The sequence below is a fragment of the Enterobacter sp. UPMP2061 genome, assembly GCF_053709615.1.
The window spans coordinates 82,730-98,297 of sequence record NZ_JBSKJP010000004.1; the positions used below are offsets into that span (position 1 = coordinate 82,730).

The 15,568-nt window shown below is 54.8% G+C and carries 20 protein-coding genes; 11 read left to right on the plus strand and 9 right to left on the minus strand.

Translation table 11 applies throughout. The features are described from left to right. Positions 1 to 11: 11 nt before the first annotated feature. From rpoN to ACWKXX_RS10980, 7 genes are read right to left on the minus strand one after another with little or no spacing between them, the layout of a single operon-like run. The gene (gene rpoN / locus ACWKXX_RS10950; protein ID WP_003861864.1) at positions 12 to 1,445 is read right to left on the minus strand and encodes an RNA polymerase factor sigma-54; all 1,434 of its coding nucleotides are present in this window, start codon (positions 1,443 to 1,445) and stop codon (positions 12 to 14) included. 47 nt (positions 1,446 to 1,492) lie between these two features. Continuing rightward, positions 1,493 to 2,218, minus strand: coding sequence for an LPS export ABC transporter ATP-binding protein (lptB, locus tag ACWKXX_RS10955; RefSeq protein ID WP_023304493.1), 726 nt, complete (start codon positions 2,216 to 2,218; stop codon positions 1,493 to 1,495). A gap of 6 nt (positions 2,219 to 2,224) precedes the next feature. Next, positions 2,225 to 2,779 carry a lipopolysaccharide ABC transporter substrate-binding protein LptA gene (gene lptA, locus ACWKXX_RS10960; RefSeq protein WP_006812136.1) on the minus strand — a complete coding sequence of 185 codons (555 nt, stop codon included), beginning with the start codon at positions 2,777 to 2,779 and terminating at the stop codon, positions 2,225 to 2,227. Then, positions 2,748 to 3,323: an LPS export ABC transporter periplasmic protein LptC gene (gene lptC / locus ACWKXX_RS10965; RefSeq protein ID WP_015571983.1), complete on the minus strand. Its 576-nt coding sequence runs from the start codon at positions 3,321 to 3,323 to the stop codon at positions 2,748 to 2,750. Before lptC ends, lptA begins: the two co-directional genes overlap by 32 nt. Next, positions 3,320 to 3,886, minus strand: coding sequence for a 3-deoxy-manno-octulosonate-8-phosphatase KdsC (kdsC, locus tag ACWKXX_RS10970; RefSeq protein WP_017693909.1), 567 nt, complete (start codon positions 3,884 to 3,886; stop codon positions 3,320 to 3,322). The genes lptC and kdsC overlap by 4 nt, the downstream gene beginning before the upstream one ends. Before the next feature lie 14 nt (positions 3,887 to 3,900). Continuing rightward, positions 3,901 to 4,887 (minus strand): arabinose-5-phosphate isomerase KdsD, encoded by a 987-nt coding sequence (kdsD, locus tag ACWKXX_RS10975; protein ID WP_003861853.1) that lies wholly within the window; start codon positions 4,885 to 4,887, stop codon positions 3,901 to 3,903. 13 nt (positions 4,888 to 4,900) lie between these two features. After that, on the minus strand, positions 4,901 to 5,878 hold the full coding sequence (locus ACWKXX_RS10980) for a calcium/sodium antiporter (RefSeq protein ID WP_003861852.1): 978 nt from the start codon (positions 5,876 to 5,878) through the stop codon (positions 4,901 to 4,903). Positions 5,879 to 6,105: 227 nt separating this feature from the next. Between ACWKXX_RS10980 and mlaF the strand changes: the two genes are divergently transcribed. The 7 genes from mlaF (at position 6,106) to murA (ending at position 10,899) form a co-directional block, all read left to right on the plus strand. Beyond that, positions 6,106 to 6,918: a phospholipid ABC transporter ATP-binding protein MlaF gene (gene mlaF / locus ACWKXX_RS10985; RefSeq protein WP_017382730.1), complete on the plus strand. Its 813-nt coding sequence runs from the start codon at positions 6,106 to 6,108 to the stop codon at positions 6,916 to 6,918. Between the two features lie 7 nt (positions 6,919 to 6,925). Beyond that, a complete protein-coding gene (gene mlaE / locus ACWKXX_RS10990; protein ID WP_261665967.1) occupies positions 6,926 to 7,708 on the plus strand; it encodes a lipid asymmetry maintenance ABC transporter permease subunit MlaE in 783 nt (260 codons plus the stop codon). A 4-nt stretch (positions 7,709 to 7,712) separates the two neighbouring features. Then, positions 7,713 to 8,261, plus strand: a complete 549-nt coding sequence (gene mlaD, locus ACWKXX_RS10995; protein ID WP_006812131.1) for an outer membrane lipid asymmetry maintenance protein MlaD — start codon at positions 7,713 to 7,715, stop codon at positions 8,259 to 8,261. Positions 8,262 to 8,279: 18 nt separating this feature from the next. Beyond that, on the plus strand, positions 8,280 to 8,915 hold the full coding sequence (gene mlaC, locus ACWKXX_RS11000) for a phospholipid-binding protein MlaC (RefSeq protein ID WP_006812130.1): 636 nt from the start codon (positions 8,280 to 8,282) through the stop codon (positions 8,913 to 8,915). Then, positions 8,915 to 9,208, plus strand: coding sequence for a lipid asymmetry maintenance protein MlaB (mlaB, locus tag ACWKXX_RS11005; RefSeq protein ID WP_032649664.1), 294 nt, complete (start codon positions 8,915 to 8,917; stop codon positions 9,206 to 9,208). Before mlaC ends, mlaB begins: the two co-directional genes overlap by 1 nt. A 126-nt stretch (positions 9,209 to 9,334) precedes the next feature. After that, positions 9,335 to 9,589: a BolA family iron metabolism protein IbaG gene (gene ibaG / locus ACWKXX_RS11010; RefSeq protein WP_003861840.1), complete on the plus strand. Its 255-nt coding sequence runs from the start codon at positions 9,335 to 9,337 to the stop codon at positions 9,587 to 9,589. Between the two features lie 50 nt (positions 9,590 to 9,639). Beyond that, positions 9,640 to 10,899: a UDP-N-acetylglucosamine 1-carboxyvinyltransferase gene (gene murA, locus ACWKXX_RS11015; protein WP_006812128.1), complete on the plus strand. Its 1,260-nt coding sequence runs from the start codon at positions 9,640 to 9,642 to the stop codon at positions 10,897 to 10,899. A gap of 63 nt (positions 10,900 to 10,962) precedes the next feature. On the opposite strand, the gene sfsB is transcribed toward murA, so the two are convergent. Together sfsB and ispB are read right to left on the minus strand one after the other, a co-directional pair. Further along, positions 10,963 to 11,250: a DNA-binding transcriptional regulator SfsB gene (gene sfsB, locus ACWKXX_RS11020; protein WP_020480545.1), complete on the minus strand. Its 288-nt coding sequence runs from the start codon at positions 11,248 to 11,250 to the stop codon at positions 10,963 to 10,965. A gap of 229 nt (positions 11,251 to 11,479) precedes the next feature. Then, a complete protein-coding gene (gene ispB, locus ACWKXX_RS11025) occupies positions 11,480 to 12,451 on the minus strand; it encodes an octaprenyl diphosphate synthase (RefSeq protein ID WP_006812126.1) in 972 nt (323 codons plus the stop codon). A 257-nt stretch (positions 12,452 to 12,708) separates the two neighbouring features. Here ispB and rplU point away from each other — a divergent pair, with 257 nt between their 5' ends. From rplU to cgtA, 4 genes are all read left to right on the plus strand, one after another. After that, positions 12,709 to 13,020, plus strand: a complete 312-nt coding sequence (rplU, locus tag ACWKXX_RS11030; RefSeq protein ID WP_003025032.1) for a 50S ribosomal protein L21 — start codon at positions 12,709 to 12,711, stop codon at positions 13,018 to 13,020. Between the two features lie 19 nt (positions 13,021 to 13,039). Then, on the plus strand, positions 13,040 to 13,297 hold the full coding sequence (rpmA, locus tag ACWKXX_RS11035; protein ID WP_003861831.1) for a 50S ribosomal protein L27: 258 nt from the start codon (positions 13,040 to 13,042) through the stop codon (positions 13,295 to 13,297). 95 nt (positions 13,298 to 13,392) lie between these two features. Continuing rightward, positions 13,393 to 14,358, plus strand: a complete 966-nt coding sequence (locus ACWKXX_RS11040; protein WP_015571979.1) for a DMT family transporter — start codon at positions 13,393 to 13,395, stop codon at positions 14,356 to 14,358. A gap of 15 nt (positions 14,359 to 14,373) precedes the next feature. Continuing rightward, a complete protein-coding gene (gene cgtA, locus ACWKXX_RS11045) occupies positions 14,374 to 15,549 on the plus strand; it encodes an Obg family GTPase CgtA (RefSeq protein WP_006812124.1) in 1,176 nt (391 codons plus the stop codon). Positions 15,550 to 15,568 lie beyond the last annotated feature (19 nt).

Here is a 15,568-nt window from a genome sequence, read left to right on the forward strand (position 1 = left end):
TATCGGTTGTGTCAAACCAGTTGTTTACGCTGGTTAGACGGCGGAATGGATAAAGACTCTCGATACTTCGCGACAGTACGACGTGCCACCATAATACCCTGATCGGACAGCATGGTGGTTAACTTACTGTCACTGAGTGGCTTCGCGGGGTTCTCCGCGGCGATCAACTTCTTCACCAGGGCGCGAATAGCCGTTGACGAGGCTTCGCCGCCGCCTTCGGTGTTCACGTGGCTGGAGAAGAAATACTTAAGCTCAAAAATACCGCGTGGGCTGTGCAGATACTTCTGCGTGGTCACGCGGGAAATGGTTGATTCATGCATCTCGACGGCCTGGGCGATGTCCGCCAGCACCATCGGTTTCATAAACTCTTCGCCCTGCTCAAAGAACGCCTGCTGCTGTTCGACAATACAGCGGCTGACGCGCAGCAGCGTGTCATTACGGCTCTCCAGACTCTTGATCAACCAGCGTGCTTCCTGAAGGTTGCTGCGAATGTATTGATTATCAGCATCGTTACGGGCGCTGGTGCACATGGAGGCGTATTGCTGGTTGATTTGCAGGCGAGGAATGCTGTCGGCGTTCAGTTCAACGACCCAGCGGCCATTGTGCTTTCTCACCAGCACATCAGGAATGACATATTCCGGTTCGCTGGTCTGGATCGACTGCCCCGGACGCGGATCGAGCGACTGGATCAGATTCACCGCTTCCTTCAGCACCTCTTCTTTCAGGCGTGTGACGCGCATCAGGGTGCGGAAGTCGTGATTCGCCAGCAGATCCAGATGATCGCTGATGATGAGCCGGGCTTCGTCAATCCACGGTGTCTCTTTGGCAAACTGCGAAAGCTGGATCAGAAGGCAGTCGCGCAGATCTTTCGCGGCGACGCCAATCGGGTCGAAACGCTGAACGCGTTTCAGGACGGCTTCAATCTCTTCCAGTTCAATCTCGTCATCGCCGATGCTTTCCAGAATCTCGTCCAGCGTCACGGTCAAATAGCCCGTGTCGTCAACGGCATCGACAATCGAGGTGGCAATGGCGCGATCGGTATCGGAGAAAGGGGTCAGCTCTACCTGCCACATCAGGTAGTCCTGAAGCGACTGGGTGGTTTCGCCCTGGTAGACCGGGAGTTCATCGTCCTGGTAGTCTGCACGCGTCCCGGAAGGGGTACCCGCGGTGTAGATTTCGTCCCAGCTGGCATCCAGCGGCAGTTCGTCCGGCATCTCTTTCTGTTCGAGCGCATCTACGGAGTCGAGCGTTTCTGTGTCCTGCGTCTGCTGGGCGTCTACCTCGTCATGAAGATCGGTTTGCTCCAGCAGCGGATTGCTGTCCAGCGCCTGCTGGAGCTCCTGCTGGAGTTCTAACGTGGACAGCTGCAACAGACGGATTGCCTGCTGTAGCTGCGGCGTCATGGCCAGTTGCTGGCTGAGCCGTAATTGCAAACCTTGCTTCATGTTCAGAGCGTTTTTCTCCGGTTCGGCGTGACTTAACCTCTACCCTATCAGAGTCTGAAGTCTTCCCCAAGGTACACGCGCTTAACATGCTCATCTTCGAGGATTTGCTGCGGCGTACCGTGGGCAATCAGATGGCCCTGGCTCACTATGTAGGCGCGCTCACACACGGCCAGCGTTTCACGAACGTTGTGGTCCGTGATCAGTACGCCAAGCCCGCTGTCGCGCAGGTGCTCAATGATACGTTTGATATCGATAACGGAGATGGGGTCAACGCCCGCAAACGGTTCATCCAGCAGGATGAATTTTGGGTTTGCTGCCAGCGCGCGCGCAATCTCAACGCGGCGGCGTTCACCACCGGACAGCGCCTGGCCGAGGCTGTCACGCAGATGCTCGATATGAAACTCTTCCATCAGCTCGTTCGCACGGTCAGAGCGCTGCTCGCTGGTCAGATCGTCACGGATCTGGAGCACGGCCATCAGGTTGTCGAACACGCTTAAGCGGCGGAAAATAGACGCTTCCTGCGGCAAATAGCCGATGCCACGACGCGCGCGGGCATGCAGCGGCAGCAGGCTGATATCTTCATCATCGATGATGATGTTGCCGGCGTCACGCGGGACGATGCCCACCACCATGTAGAAGGTCGTGGTTTTACCCGCCCCGTTAGGGCCAAGCAAACCCACGATTTCGCCGGAGTTGACGGTCAGACTGACATCTTCGACGACGCGGCGGCCCTTATACGCTTTCGCGAGGTTTTTTGCAGTTAAAGTTGCCATAACGAATTAGTTACTCTTTTTCTGTGCCGGAGCCTGACCGTTGTTCTTGTCCTGCAACTGCGAAGGCACAAGCACGGTCGTGACGCGTTTGCCTTTTTCGCTGGAGGCCTGCATTTTCTGCTCTTTCACCAGATAGGTGATCTTGTCGCCTTTGATATTGCTGTCCAGCTGTTCCAGGTAAGCATTACCGGTCAGGATGACCAGATCCTTCGCCAGTTCATAATGCATATGCGAGGCATGGCCTTTCACCGGCTTGCCGTTGTCCTGCATCTGGTAGAAGGTGGCCGGGTTGCCATAACCATCGATAATCTCTTTGCCCTGCTCGCCGCCCGGACGAGTAACGACCACTTTGTCGGCGTTGATTTTAATGGTGCCCTGGGTCATGACGACGTTGCCGGTAAAGGTGACGACGTTACCCTGCATATCCAGAGACTGGGTATCGGATTCAATATGAATCGGCTGTTCGGTGTCGCCAGTCACAGCAAGCGCGGGAAGACTGGCCGCCAGCAGCGCGCTGGCGATAACAACTTTAAGGCTGAGTTTGTTTGTTTTGAATTTCATAGGAGGTTCTAACCTTTTCAATCAGCTCGGCGTTTTTGCTGCGTAAGTTCCCGCGCATTCTTAAACCGCTGGAATTAAATGTTGTGCCATACAGGGTGACGAGATCCTGCGACGTGACATCCTGGGTGACCAGGTTGATCTGGGCGTTATCCGTCGTAATTTTTCGCAGTTGCGCGTCAGCGGTCAGGGCGTTGACTTCAACGTGACCATACAGGTAAAGCATACGGTCATTTGTCAGTTTTGCCCGGTCAGACTTGATAGACCACGTCGGCACTTTGTCCGTATCAAAGGTGGTCATGACCGGTTGGGTAAACCACGAGGTACCGTCATCTGAAAAATATTCTACATGCTGAGCAACGAGGCGATAGTTCAGCGCGCCTTCCGGGCTATAGACCACGGTGTCGCTGTGATCGCTTTTATAGGTCGGGTCGCTCGTGTTAACCACTTCCGCTTGCGTATCATCGCGGTCAGCGAGGTTGACGCCAATCAGTACCAGGGCGACAAGCGCAAGCAGAATGATAACCCAACGTCTGGTTTTACTCATATCGATTGCCCTTTCGCCTCATCAAGCTTGCCCTGCGACAGCAGAAGCAGATCGCAGACTTCACGGACGGCGCCGCGGCCACCGTGAATATGGGTAACGTAATCAGCACGCGGGATCAGCAGCGGGTGCGCGTCAGCCACGGCGATGCTCAGACCCACCTCCGCCATCACTGGCCAGTCGATCAAATCATCCCCGACGTATGCCACATTCTCTGGTGCAATGGCCAGTTTTCCCAGCAGATCCCGGAAAGCTACCATCTTATCAGACTGCCCCTGATAGAGATGGGTAATGCCCAGCGTTTCACACCGATCTTCTACCAGTTTAGCTTTCCGCCCGGTGATGATTGCAACTTCAATTCCGGACGTGAGCGCACAGCGGATACCGTAACCGTCGCGAACGTTAAAGGCTTTCAGCTCTTCGCCGTTATTGCCCATATAAATCAGACCGTCGGAGAGCACACCATCCACATCGAGGATCAACAGGCGGATATTTTCCGCCTTTGCCATCATGTGGGCGCTCACCGGGCCATAACAGGTTGCAAGGGATGCACCCGCATTACTCATTGTCTTATCCTTCATTACACTACGCCAGCGCGCAGCAGATCATGCATATGTACCACACCCAGCAGTTGGTCGCCATCGGCAACCATCACTGAGGTAATATGACGGGACTGCATCAGGTTCAGCACATCTACCGCCAGCGTGCCCGGACGGACGCGGATCCCGCCTGGCGTCATCACATCAGCAATGCCCAGCGTTCGGACATCCACACCCATATCGAATACCCGGCGCAGGTCGCCGTCGGTGAAAATGCCCTGAATCTTCATCAGATCGTCGCAGATAACCGTCATGCCCAGGTTTTTACGGGTGATCTCCAGTAACGCGTCGCGCAAAGAGGCCTCTTTGCTCACGTGCGGGATCTCATCTCCGGTGTGCATAATATCGTTAACCCGCAGCAGCAGTTTGCGCCCGAGCGCGCCGCCGGGATGAGACAGGGCAAAATCTTCAGGCGTAAAACCGCGGGCTTCCAGCAGCGCAACGGCAAGGGCATCGCCCATCACCAGCGCGGCGGTTGTGCTGGAGGTCGGCGCCAGCCCCAGCGGACAGGCTTCTTTAGGCACTTTCACGCACAGGTGAATATCCGCCGCACGCGCCATGCTGCTTTCCGGTCGGCTGGTCATGCAAATCAGCGGTACGTGCAGACGCTTCAGTACCGGGATCAACGCCAGGATTTCATTCGATTCCCCGGAGTTGGACAGCGCAATAACCACGTCCTGCGGCGTAACCATGCCGAGGTCACCGTGCGCGGCTTCACCGGGATGAACGAAGAATGACGACGTGCCGGTACTGGCAAAGGTCGCCGCCATTTTGCGTCCGATATGGCCGGATTTGCCCATCCCCATCACCACGACTTTGCCGGCACAGTAGAACATCTTCTCACAGGCCAGACTAAAATCCTGATTAATGTACTGATCTAACTGCGCCAGACCTTCACGTTCAATCTCCAGAACGTCTTTGCCTGCTTTCTGAAAGTCAAAACCCGGCTGCAATTCTATTTGCGACATAATGCGTTTCCGTTTACCCAGAGAGAAGAGGCGAAAGCCAGTACAGCATCGCCAGCCATACGATAAATCCACCCGTCAGCAGCGCGCCTGCGCCTTTGCCGATCTGCTCTTTTCGCCGCCAGCAGAGCAGGGCGAAAATCACGCTGACCAGCAGCATCACACCGTAATCGCGCGTGAAAACCATAGGGTTAAACGGCCCCGGCGAGATTAGCGCCGGCAGCCCCGTCACGATCGCGATATTGAAAATATTCGAGCCAATGATATTGCCGATGGCGATATCATCTTCCCCTTTACGCGCCCCGGCGATGGCGGTGGCCAGCTCTGGCAGGCTGGTGCCGATGGCGATTACCGTCAGACCGATTGTCAGTTCGCTCATCGCAAACGCGTTCGCCAGCACCGTCGCGTTATCGACCACCATCCGCGTGGCCATTGGCATGATGATCAGCGCGACGCCCAGCCACAGCAGGGCGACGGGTAAGGTCCCTTCCCGGGGCAGCTCGGCGAGATGCTCACGCGTAAGGCTATCGTTACCCTGTTTTTCCGCCAGACGTGCGATCTTCACGCTGTAAAGCAACCAGATCACGGCCAGGGCGAGCAGGAATATACCGTCACCGACGCTCAGCACCCCGTCATAAAGTACGTAGCCTGCCAGCAGACTGACGACTAACATTAACGGCAATTCCCGGCGCAAAACATCAGAATGCACGCGAAATGGATGCAGTAATGCGGCTAAGCCTAAAATCAGTAAGATATTGACGATGTTAGAGCCAATCGCGGTGCCGATAGCGAGGTCGACCTGCCCATGCAGCGAGGCTGAAACAGAAACGATGATTTCAGGAAGCGATGTGCCTACACTGACCACCGTCATGCCGATAATGATGGGCGGCATGCCAATGAGTCGACAGAGAATGGATGCGGCAAAGACCAAACGGTCAGCACTGTAGACCACCAACAGTAAACCAATTATTAACAGTGCTGTTGCTAAAAGCATCAAAAGTCCTTTCTTCAGGTATACTCGCTGGTCCACTGCGCACGAATGTTGGCGCCAGATGAAGTCTGAGACGTAACGAATTCCTAATTTTGACTTTATGCGCCGGAAAAGTAAAACAAATGCCAGCTTTCGCTAACCCCAATAGTGAATATTCTGTAAAAATGCGGGGTTTAGGGCTGATTTACGCTTCATGCCAGCCGTGAAGCAAGGTAAGTAAGGAACCATAAATGAGCCAAACGATGGCGAATATAGTCGATGTCCGGGGCGTCAGTTTTTCTCGCGGCAACCGGTTAATATTTGATGATATTTCGCTGACCGTGCCGCGCGGTAAAATCACCGCCATCATGGGGCCGTCAGGGATCGGTAAAACCACGTTGCTGCGTCTTATCGGCGGGCAAATCCCCCCTGACAGCGGCGAAATTCTCTTCGACGGCGAAAATGTCCCGGCGATGTCTCGCTCGCGCCTCTACACGGTTCGCAAACGGATGAGCATGCTCTTTCAGTCGGGCGCGCTGTTCACGGATATGAACGTTTTTGACAACGTGGCCTATCCGTTGCGTGAGCACACCCATCTTCCTCCTGAGCTGTTGCACAGTACGGTGATGATGAAGCTTGAAGCCGTGGGGCTGCGGGGGGCTGCGAAACTCATGCCGTCCGAACTCTCGGGTGGGATGGCGCGCCGCGCCGCGCTGGCGCGTGCTATTGCCCTGGAACCCGATTTAATCATGTTCGATGAACCGTTCGTCGGGCAGGACCCCATCACCATGGGCGTGCTGGTGAAGTTAATTTCGGAGCTGAACAGCGCCCTTGGCGTCACCTGCGTGGTGGTTTCCCACGACGTGCCGGAAGTGCTGAGTATCGCTGATTACGCCTATATTGTGGCTGACAAAAAGATCGTCGCCCACGGCAGCGCGCAGGCGTTGCAGGAGAATGGCGATCCACGCGTGCGGCAGTTCCTGGACGGTATCGCAGATGGGCCGGTGCCTTTCCGCTATCCGGCGGGCGACTATCATGACGATTTACTCGGAATAGGGAGTTAAGCCACTCATGCTGTTAAATGCGTTGGCGGGTCTTGGACACCGTGGCCTAAAAACCATCAGTACGTTCGGGCGTGCCGGATTAATGTTGTTCAACGCGCTGGTCGGCAAACCGGAGTTCCGCAAGCATGCGCCGTTACTGGTACGGCAGCTTTATAACGTCGGCGTGCTGTCGATGCTTATCATCATCGTGTCGGGTCTGTTTATTGGCATGGTGCTGGGGTTGCAGGGGTATCTGGTGCTGACAACCTACAGCGCGGAAACCAGCCTTGGCATGCTGGTGGCGCTCTCGCTGCTGCGTGAACTCGGGCCGGTGGTTGCCGCGCTGCTGTTCGCCGGGCGTGCCGGGTCAGCGTTGACGGCGGAAATTGGCCTGATGCGCGCCACCGAGCAGCTCTCCAGTATGGAGATGATGGCAGTCGATCCGCTGCGCCGGGTAATCTCGCCGCGCTTCTGGGCCGGGGCTATCTCCTTGCCGTTACTGACTATCCTTTTTGTGGCGGTAGGTATCTGGGGAGGCGCGCTGGTTGGCGTTAACTGGAAAGGCATTGATGCCGGATTCTTCTGGTCTGCCATGCAGGACGCCATCGATCTGCGGATGGATCTGGTGAACTGTCTGATCAAGAGCGTGGTTTTCGCTGTGACGGTTACCTGGATTGCGTTGTTTAATGGTTACGATGCCATTCCGACGTCGGCGGGCATTAGCCGTGCAACGACGCGTACTGTCGTACATTCGTCGCTGGCCGTTTTAGGTCTGGATTTTGTGCTCACCGCACTGATGTTTGGGAATTGAGTTCATGCAAACGAGAAAAAATGAAATTTGGGTTGGCGTGTTTCTGCTTCTGGCGCTGCTGGCCGCGCTGTTCATCTGCCTGCGAGCGGCGGACATCACCTCTGTTCGCGCCGAGCCGACGTATCGTGTCTACGCGACTTTCGATAACATCGGCGGCCTGAAAGCGCGCTCACCGGTGCGTATTGGTGGCGTCGTTATCGGACGTGTCGCTGACATTACGCTTGATGAGAAAACCTATCTGCCGCGCGTCGCGATGGATATCGAAGAGCGCTATAACCACATTCCGGACACCAGCTCGCTTTCTATCCGCACCTCTGGCCTGCTGGGGGAGCAATATCTGGCCCTTAACGTTGGTTTTGAAGATCCTGAGCTGGGAACGACTATCCTTAAAGACGGTAGCGTAATCCAGGATACCAAGTCAGCGATGGTGCTGGAAGATATGATTGGTCAGTTCCTTTACAACAGTAAAGGGGATGATAAAAAGTCTGACGATGCCCCTGCGCAGAGTGAAGACCACACCAACGTCGAACCGACGCCAGGCGCGACGAATTAATTTCAGGAGAAGTCATTCATGTTTAAACGACTGTTAATGGTTGCCATGCTGGTCATTGCCCCTCTTACCGCGGCGCACGCTGCGGATCAGAGTAACCCGTACAAACTGATGGATGAGGCCGCGAAGAAAACCTTCGACCGTCTTAAAAACGAACAGCCAAAAATCCGTTCTAACCCTGATTATCTGCGTGATGTGGTGGATCAGGAACTGCTGCCGTATGTGCAGATCAAGTATGCGGGCGCACTGGTGCTGGGCCGTTACTACAAAGACGCGACCCCTGCACAGCGCGAGGCTTACTTTGCGGCGTTCCGTGAATACCTGAAACAGGCTTACGGCCAGGCGCTGGCGATGTACCACGGGCAGACCTATCAGATTGCCCCTGAACAGCCGCTGGGCGATGCCACTATCATTCCTATTCGCGTGACGATTATCGATCCAAACGGTCGTCCACCGGTTCGTCTGGACTTCCAGTGGCGTAAAAACAGCCAGACCGGAAACTGGCAGGCGTACGACATGATCGCTGAAGGCGTCAGCATGATCACCACTAAACAGAACGAGTGGAGCGATCTGCTGCGCACTAAAGGCATCGATGGCCTGACGGCTCAGCTTCAGTCCATCTCTCGTCAGAAAATTACCCTGGACGAGAAGAAGTAATGTCACAGCAGCTTAGCTGGGCGCGTGACGGCGAGACGTTGACGCTGACGGGAGAGCTGGATCAGGATCTGCTTAACCCGCTGTGGGACGCTCGCCATAACGCGATGCAGGGCGTGACGCTGATTGATCTCCATGGCGTTACGCGGGTAGATACCGCCGGTATCGCCCTGCTGGCGCACCTGGTGGCCACGGGCAAAAAGCAGGGGAGTGGCGTTACCCTGACGGGGGTAAGCGATAACGTGATTACCCTTGCACAGCTTTACAATTTGCCCGAAGACGTATTACCTCGCTAATTTTTTCAGTACGTTACTTCTGAAAGCCCCGACAGTTTACGCGTCGGGGCTTTTTGCTTGTTTAAGACCGCGCCACTTTGCTCTAAGATGTTGAGCTTGTTTTCACTATCAGATGATGTAGACCCCATGGAAAATAATGAAATCCAGACTGTGCTGATGAATGCACTCTCCCTTCAGGAAGCCCACGTCTCTGGCGATGGCAGTCACTTCCAGGTTATTGCTGTGGGTGAGATGTTCGACGGAATGAGTCGCGTGAAGAAACAGCAGGCTGTGTACGCGCCGCTGATGGAATACATTGCGGATAACCGCATCCACGCCCTGTCGATTAAAGCGTTCACCCCACAGGAGTGGGCACGCGATCGCAAACTAAACGGTTTTTGAGCTGAGGGCGAAACGCCCGCAGCACGGTTGAATTTATAAGAGAGCAAACGATGGATAAATTTCGTGTACAGGGACCCACGCGTCTCCAGGGCGAAGTCACAATTTCTGGCGCTAAAAACGCCGCGCTGCCCATTCTTTTCGCTGCGCTGCTCGCAGAAGAGCCGGTAGAGATCCAGAACGTACCGAAGCTGAAAGATATCGACACGACCATGAAGTTGCTCGGCCAGTTGGGCACCAAAGTGGAGCGTAACGGTTCCGTCTGGATCGATGCCAGCAACGTGAACAACTTCTCAGCGCCGTATGAGCTGGTGAAAACCATGCGTGCTTCCATCTGGGCGCTTGGTCCGCTGGTGGCGCGTTTCGGTCAGGGACAGGTTTCACTGCCGGGCGGATGCGCTATCGGCGCGCGTCCCGTTGACCTGCATATCTTCGGCCTGGAAAAACTCGGCGCAGAGATCAAGCTGGAAGAGGGTTACGTTAAAGCGTCCGTCAATGGTCGTCTGAAAGGCGCGCACATTGTCATGGACAAAGTGAGCGTGGGCGCAACGGTCACCATCATGTCGGCTGCTACGCTGGCAGAAGGCACTACCATCATCGAAAACGCCGCCCGTGAGCCGGAGATCGTGGATACCGCGAACTTCCTAGTCGCGCTGGGGGCGAAGATCAGCGGGCAGGGCACAGACCGTATCACCATCGAAGGCGTTGAACGTCTGGGTGGCGGTGTGTACCGCGTTCTGCCGGACCGTATCGAAACCGGTACTTTCCTGGTGGCCGCGGCCATTTCTGGCGGTAAGATTGTCTGCCGTAACGCCCAGCCGGATACCCTGGATGCGGTGCTGGCGAAACTGCGCGATGCGGGTGCGGATATCGAAATCGGTGAAGACTGGATCAGCCTCGATATGCACGGGCAGCGTCCTAAAGCCGTTAACGTGCGTACTGCGCCACATCCGGCATTCCCGACGGATATGCAGGCACAGTTCACGCTGTTGAACCTGGTGGCCGAAGGCACGGGCTTCATCACGGAAACTATCTTCGAAAACCGTTTCATGCACGTACCGGAACTGATCCGTATGGGTGCGCATGCTGAGATTGAAAGCAACACGGTAATTTGCCACGGCGTTGAAAAACTGTCCGGTGCGCAGGTGATGGCGACCGATCTGCGCGCGTCTGCGAGCCTCGTATTGGCAGGTTGTATTGCGGAAGGGACTACCGTTGTCGATCGTATCTACCACATCGATCGTGGTTACGAGCGTATTGAGGACAAACTGCGCGCGCTGGGTGCAAATATCGAGCGTGTGAAGGGCGAGTAATCGTTCCGGCACCCCCCTGCCATAACAGGCCGGGGGATTGCTGTTCCTGTCAATCCTGGTGCATCAGTCCTGATGTGCTTTCTTCGTTTTGCCCTGGCGCATCATGCGCGTTCTGTCGATAAATTCATGGGTAATAGGATCGTGGTAGCGTGACGGCCATATCACCCACGGATGCGTATCCAGCGCCGTCGCGATAATCAGTTCCCCCTTCGGCCATGGGCGGGTCAGGGCGTTTGCCAGCGTCGACGAGCTTAGCCCATGACGACGTGATTCGGCAGCCAGCGATGTTCCTTTTTTACGCAGTGCCGCAATAATGTCAGCAGAATGCCAGTCGATGAATTTTGTATCCATAATGCTGTCCTTGTGTTCGTTATCGTCCACGTCGTTTCGTGTGAAAAGACAGCATTACTATACTCACTTCGAACATGTGTTCTAAAAAGTTCATGTTACGAGAAGCAATATTCAGAATAAGGCACGGCTTTATACATGCGGCCTGTAACCCGATGGGCTTACGCGGAAATGTAATTTATTGGTGTGTACTGGAATCTCCCTGCGTGGGCGCAGGGAGATGAGGAGGGGATTATCGGTCGCGCTGGACGGCGATGTGCGCGAGGCCGATTAGCGCATCACGCCATGGGCTGTCGGGAATGACCTGAATGGCGGCGATGGCTTTGTCCGCTTCTTCTTCAGCGCGCTGACGCGTCCATTCCAGGGAGCCGCAGATAGCCATTGTTTCCAGTACCGGTTCCAGAAGATGGCGTCCATTTCCCTGCTCGATAGCCTCCCGGATCATTTTCGCCTGCTCTGGTGTGCCATTGCGCATCGCGTGGAGCAGCGGCAGCGTTGGCTTGCCTTCGTTCAGGTCATCGCCGACGTTTTTACCGAGCGTTTCGCCATCCGCGCTGTAGTCCAGCAAATCATCAATCAGCTGGAACGCGGTGCCGAGGTAACGGCCATAGTCCTGAAGGCCCTTTTCCTGAGCTTCGCTACAGCCTGCCAGAATGCCGGAGCATTGCGCGGCGGCTTCGAACAGACGTGCGGTCTTGCTATAAATCACCCGCATATAGTTTTCTTCGGTGATGTCCGGGTCGTTGACGTTCATCAGCTGTAGGACTTCACCTTCAGCGATAACGTTCACGGCTTCTGACATCACTTCCAGCACCTTCAGCGAGCCAAGGCTGGTCATCATCTGGAAGGCTCGGGTATAGATAAAATCGCCTACCAGAACGCTTGCCGCATTACCAAACGCGGCGTTGGCGGTGGCTTTACCACGACGCATGTCTGATTCATCCACAACATCGTCGTGAAGCAGGGTGGCGGTGTGGATAAATTCGATCAGCGCCGCGATCGTGACGTGGGCATTTCCCTGATAGCCAACCGCGCGTGCGGCCAGAATGGCAATCATCGGACGAATACGTTTACCGCCGCCGCTGACGATGTAATAGCCCAACTGATTGATCAGCTGAACGTCAGAGTTGAGTTGCTCCAGGATTGCTGCATTCACACCCGCCATATCTTGCGCGGTTAACTCATTGATTTTTTCTAAATTCATCGCAAAAGCCGGGCTTTTTATCCTGTTTATCCCACACGAGATGGGTACACAAAGGGTTTCGGTTTATAAATAGTATTGCTGATTGTACTGAAAAAACGGCTCAGATAAACGTTACCGTACGTGTTGTGTTTTTTTTCTTCATGTATTGATGGTAGCACTTGTCAAAGGCTCGCGTTTTGCGTAATATTCGCGCCCTATTGTGAATATTTATAGCGCACTCTGAATCATACGAGGATGTGCGCGGAAGCGGAGTTTATATGTACGCGGTTTTCCAAAGTGGTGGTAAACAACACCGAGTAAGCGAAGGTCAGACCGTTCGCCTGGAAAAGCTGGACATCGCAACTGGCGAATCTGTTGAGTTCGCTGAAGTTCTGATGATCGCAAACGGTGAAGAAGTCAAAATCGGCGTTCCTTTCGTTGATGGCGGCGTTATCAAAGCTGAAGTTGTTGCTCACGGTCGTGGCGAGAAAGTTAAAATCGTTAAGTTTCGTCGTCGTAAACACTATCGTAAGCAGCAGGGCCACCGTCAGTGGTTCACTGATGTGAAAATTACTGGCATCAGCGCCTAAGACCTGAGGAGAGATTTAAATGGCACATAAAAAGGCTGGCGGCTCCACACGTAACGGTCGCGATTCAGAAGCTAAACGCCTGGGCGTTAAGCGTTTCGGTGGCGAATCCGTTCTGGCGGGTAGCATCATCGTTCGTCAGCGTGGCACCAAGTTCCACGCGGGTACCAACGTAGGTTGCGGTCGTGACCACACTCTGTTTGCTAAAGCAGACGGTAAAGTGAAATTTGAAGTTAAAGGCCCGAACAACCGTAAATACATCAGCATCGTTGCTGAGTAAGGTTTTCTCGGTCCGGTAACGGATTAAAGCCCCGCAACGTGTTGCGGGGCTTTTTACATTGGAAACCCGGAAAATTTTCTGTAGGGAAAACGGGCATGAAGCAGCAGGCCGGCATGGGTATTCTTTTGGCGCTCACTACCGCAATGTGCTGGGGTGCGCTGCCAATTGCAATGAAGCAGGTACTGGAAGTCATGGAGCCACCGACGGTGGTGTTTTATCGCTTCCTGATGGCAAGCATAGGCCTGGGCGCCATTCTGGCCGTCAAAGGTAAGCTGCCACCGCTGCGCATCTTCCGAAAACCGCGTTGGCTGGTGTTACTGGCTATCGCGACGGGCGGTCTGTTCGGTAACTTCATTCTGTTCAGCTCTTCCCTGCAATATCTTAGCCCTACAGCGTCGCAGGTGATTGGTCAGCTTTCACCGGTCGGCATGATGGTCGCCAGCGTATTCATCCTCAAGGAGAAGATGCGCGGCACGCAGATCATCGGGGCAAGCATGCTGCTTTGCGGGCTGGTGATGTTCTTTAACACCAGCCTGATTGAGATTTTTACCCGCCTGACGGATTACACCTGGGGTGTCATTTTTGGGGTGGGCGCAGCAACGGTCTGGGTGAGTTATGGCGTCGCGCAAAAGGTGTTATTGCGCCGTCTTGCCTCACAGCAGATCCTCTTTTTGCTGTACACTTTGTGTACACTGGCATTATTGCCTTTAGCGAAGCCGGGTGTAATTACCCAGCTCAGCGACTGGCAACTGGCGTGCCTCATTTTTTGTGGGCTGAATACGCTGGTCGGTTATGGCGCTCTGGCTGAAGCCATGGCGCGCTGGCAGGCAGCACAGGTGAGCGCCTTAATCACGCTTACCCCGCTGTTTACGCTGTTATTTTCAGATTTGTTATCAATGGCCTGGCCCGATGTCTTCGTCAAGCCGATGCTCAACCTGTTGGGTTATCTCGGTGCGTTTGTCGTGGTTGCGGGCGCGATGTATTCCGCCATTGGTCATCGTCTCTGGGGGCGTTGGCGCAAAAATGAAGCGGTTGTAATAGTCCCCCGCTCAGGCGAATGAGTTACGGAGAGTAAAATGAAGTTTGTTGATGAAGCGACGATTCTGGTCGTGGCAGGTGATGGCGGTAACGGTTGTGTAAGCTTCCGCCGTGAAAAATATATTCCTCGTGGCGGTCCTGACGGCGGTGACGGTGGGGACGGTGGCGACGTGTGGCTGGAGGCGGATGAAAACCTCAACACGCTGATCGACTACCGTTTCGAAAAATCTTTCCGCGCCGAGCGTGGCCAGAACGGCCAGAGCCGCGACTGTACCGGTAAACGCGGTAAAGACGTGACGATCAAAGTGCCGGTGGGTACGCGTGTCATCGATCAGGGCACGGGCGAAACCATGGGTGATATGACCAAACACGGTCAGCGCCTGATGGTGGCGAAAGGCGGCTGGCATGGTCTGGGTAACAGCCGTTTCAAATCTTCCGTTAACCGTACCCCGCGTCAGAAAACCATGGGTACCCCGGGTGATAAGCGCGACCTGCAACTGGAACTGATGCTGCTGGCGGATGTGGGGATGCTGGGTATGCCAAACGCCGGTAAATCGACGTTTATCCGTGCGGTCTCTGCGGCGAAACCCAAAGTAGCGGATTATCCGTTTACGACGCTGGTGCCGAGCCTGGGCGTTGTCCGTATGGATAACGAGAAGAGCTTTGTGGTCGCTGACATCCCGGGTCTGATTGAAGGGGCAGCAGAAGGCGCCGGTCTGGGGATTCGCTTCCTGAAGCACCTTGAGCGTTGTCGCGTACTGTTGCACCTCATCGACATCGATCCAATCGACGGTTCCGATCCGGTTGAAAACGCCCGTATTATTATCGGCGAGCTGGAGAAATACAGTGAAAAACTGGCGCAAAAACCGCGCTGGCTGGTATTTAACAAGATCGACCTGATGGATAAAGCGGAAGCTGAAGCGAAAGCTAAAGCGATTGCCGACGCGATGGGTTGGGAAGATAAGTACTATCTGATCTCTGCCGCCAGCCAGGTTGGCGTGAAAGATCTCTGCTGGGATGTGATGACCTTTATCATCGAGAATCCGGTTGTTCAGGCAGAAGAGGCGAAACAGCCTGAAAAAGTCGAATTCATGTGGGATGACTACCACCGCCAGCAGCTCGAAGAGCTGGAAGCGGAAGAAGATGATGAAGACTGGGACGATGACTGGGATGAAGACGACGAAGAAGGCGTCGAGTTCATCTACAAGCACTAACCCCTGTATAAAGCCCCTT

Coding starts and splice junctions, on each gene's coding strand:
- rpoN (WP_003861864.1), bottom strand. CDS start 1,445: ATGAAGCAAGGTTTGCAATTACGGCTCAGCCAGCAACTGGCCATGACG.
- lptB (WP_023304493.1), bottom strand. CDS start 2,218: ATGGCAACTTTAACTGCAAAAAACCTCGCGAAAGCGTATAAGGGCCGC.
- lptA (WP_006812136.1), bottom strand. CDS start 2,779: ATGAAATTCAAAACAAACAAACTCAGCCTTAAAGTTGTTATCGCCAGC.
- lptC (WP_015571983.1), bottom strand. CDS start 3,323: ATGAGTAAAACCAGACGTTGGGTTATCATTCTGCTTGCGCTTGTCGCC.
- kdsC (WP_017693909.1), bottom strand. CDS start 3,886: ATGAGTAATGCGGGTGCATCCCTTGCAACCTGTTATGGCCCGGTGAGC.
- kdsD (WP_003861853.1), bottom strand. CDS start 4,887: ATGTCGCAAATAGAATTGCAGCCGGGTTTTGACTTTCAGAAAGCAGGC.
- ACWKXX_RS10980 (WP_003861852.1), bottom strand. CDS start 5,878: ATGCTTTTAGCAACAGCACTGTTAATAATTGGTTTACTGTTGGTGGTC.
- mlaF (WP_017382730.1), top strand. CDS start 6,106: ATGAGCCAAACGATGGCGAATATAGTCGATGTCCGGGGCGTCAGTTTT.
- mlaE (WP_261665967.1), top strand. CDS start 6,926: ATGCTGTTAAATGCGTTGGCGGGTCTTGGACACCGTGGCCTAAAAACC.
- mlaD (WP_006812131.1), top strand. CDS start 7,713: ATGCAAACGAGAAAAAATGAAATTTGGGTTGGCGTGTTTCTGCTTCTG.
- mlaC (WP_006812130.1), top strand. CDS start 8,280: ATGTTTAAACGACTGTTAATGGTTGCCATGCTGGTCATTGCCCCTCTT.
- mlaB (WP_032649664.1), top strand. CDS start 8,915: ATGTCACAGCAGCTTAGCTGGGCGCGTGACGGCGAGACGTTGACGCTG.
- ibaG (WP_003861840.1), top strand. CDS start 9,335: ATGGAAAATAATGAAATCCAGACTGTGCTGATGAATGCACTCTCCCTT.
- murA (WP_006812128.1), top strand. CDS start 9,640: ATGGATAAATTTCGTGTACAGGGACCCACGCGTCTCCAGGGCGAAGTC.
- sfsB (WP_020480545.1), bottom strand. CDS start 11,250: ATGGATACAAAATTCATCGACTGGCATTCTGCTGACATTATTGCGGCA.
- ispB (WP_006812126.1), bottom strand. CDS start 12,451: ATGAATTTAGAAAAAATCAATGAGTTAACCGCGCAAGATATGGCGGGT.
- rplU (WP_003025032.1), top strand. CDS start 12,709: ATGTACGCGGTTTTCCAAAGTGGTGGTAAACAACACCGAGTAAGCGAA.
- rpmA (WP_003861831.1), top strand. CDS start 13,040: ATGGCACATAAAAAGGCTGGCGGCTCCACACGTAACGGTCGCGATTCA.
- ACWKXX_RS11040 (WP_015571979.1), top strand. CDS start 13,393: ATGAAGCAGCAGGCCGGCATGGGTATTCTTTTGGCGCTCACTACCGCA.
- cgtA (WP_006812124.1), top strand. CDS start 14,374: ATGAAGTTTGTTGATGAAGCGACGATTCTGGTCGTGGCAGGTGATGGC.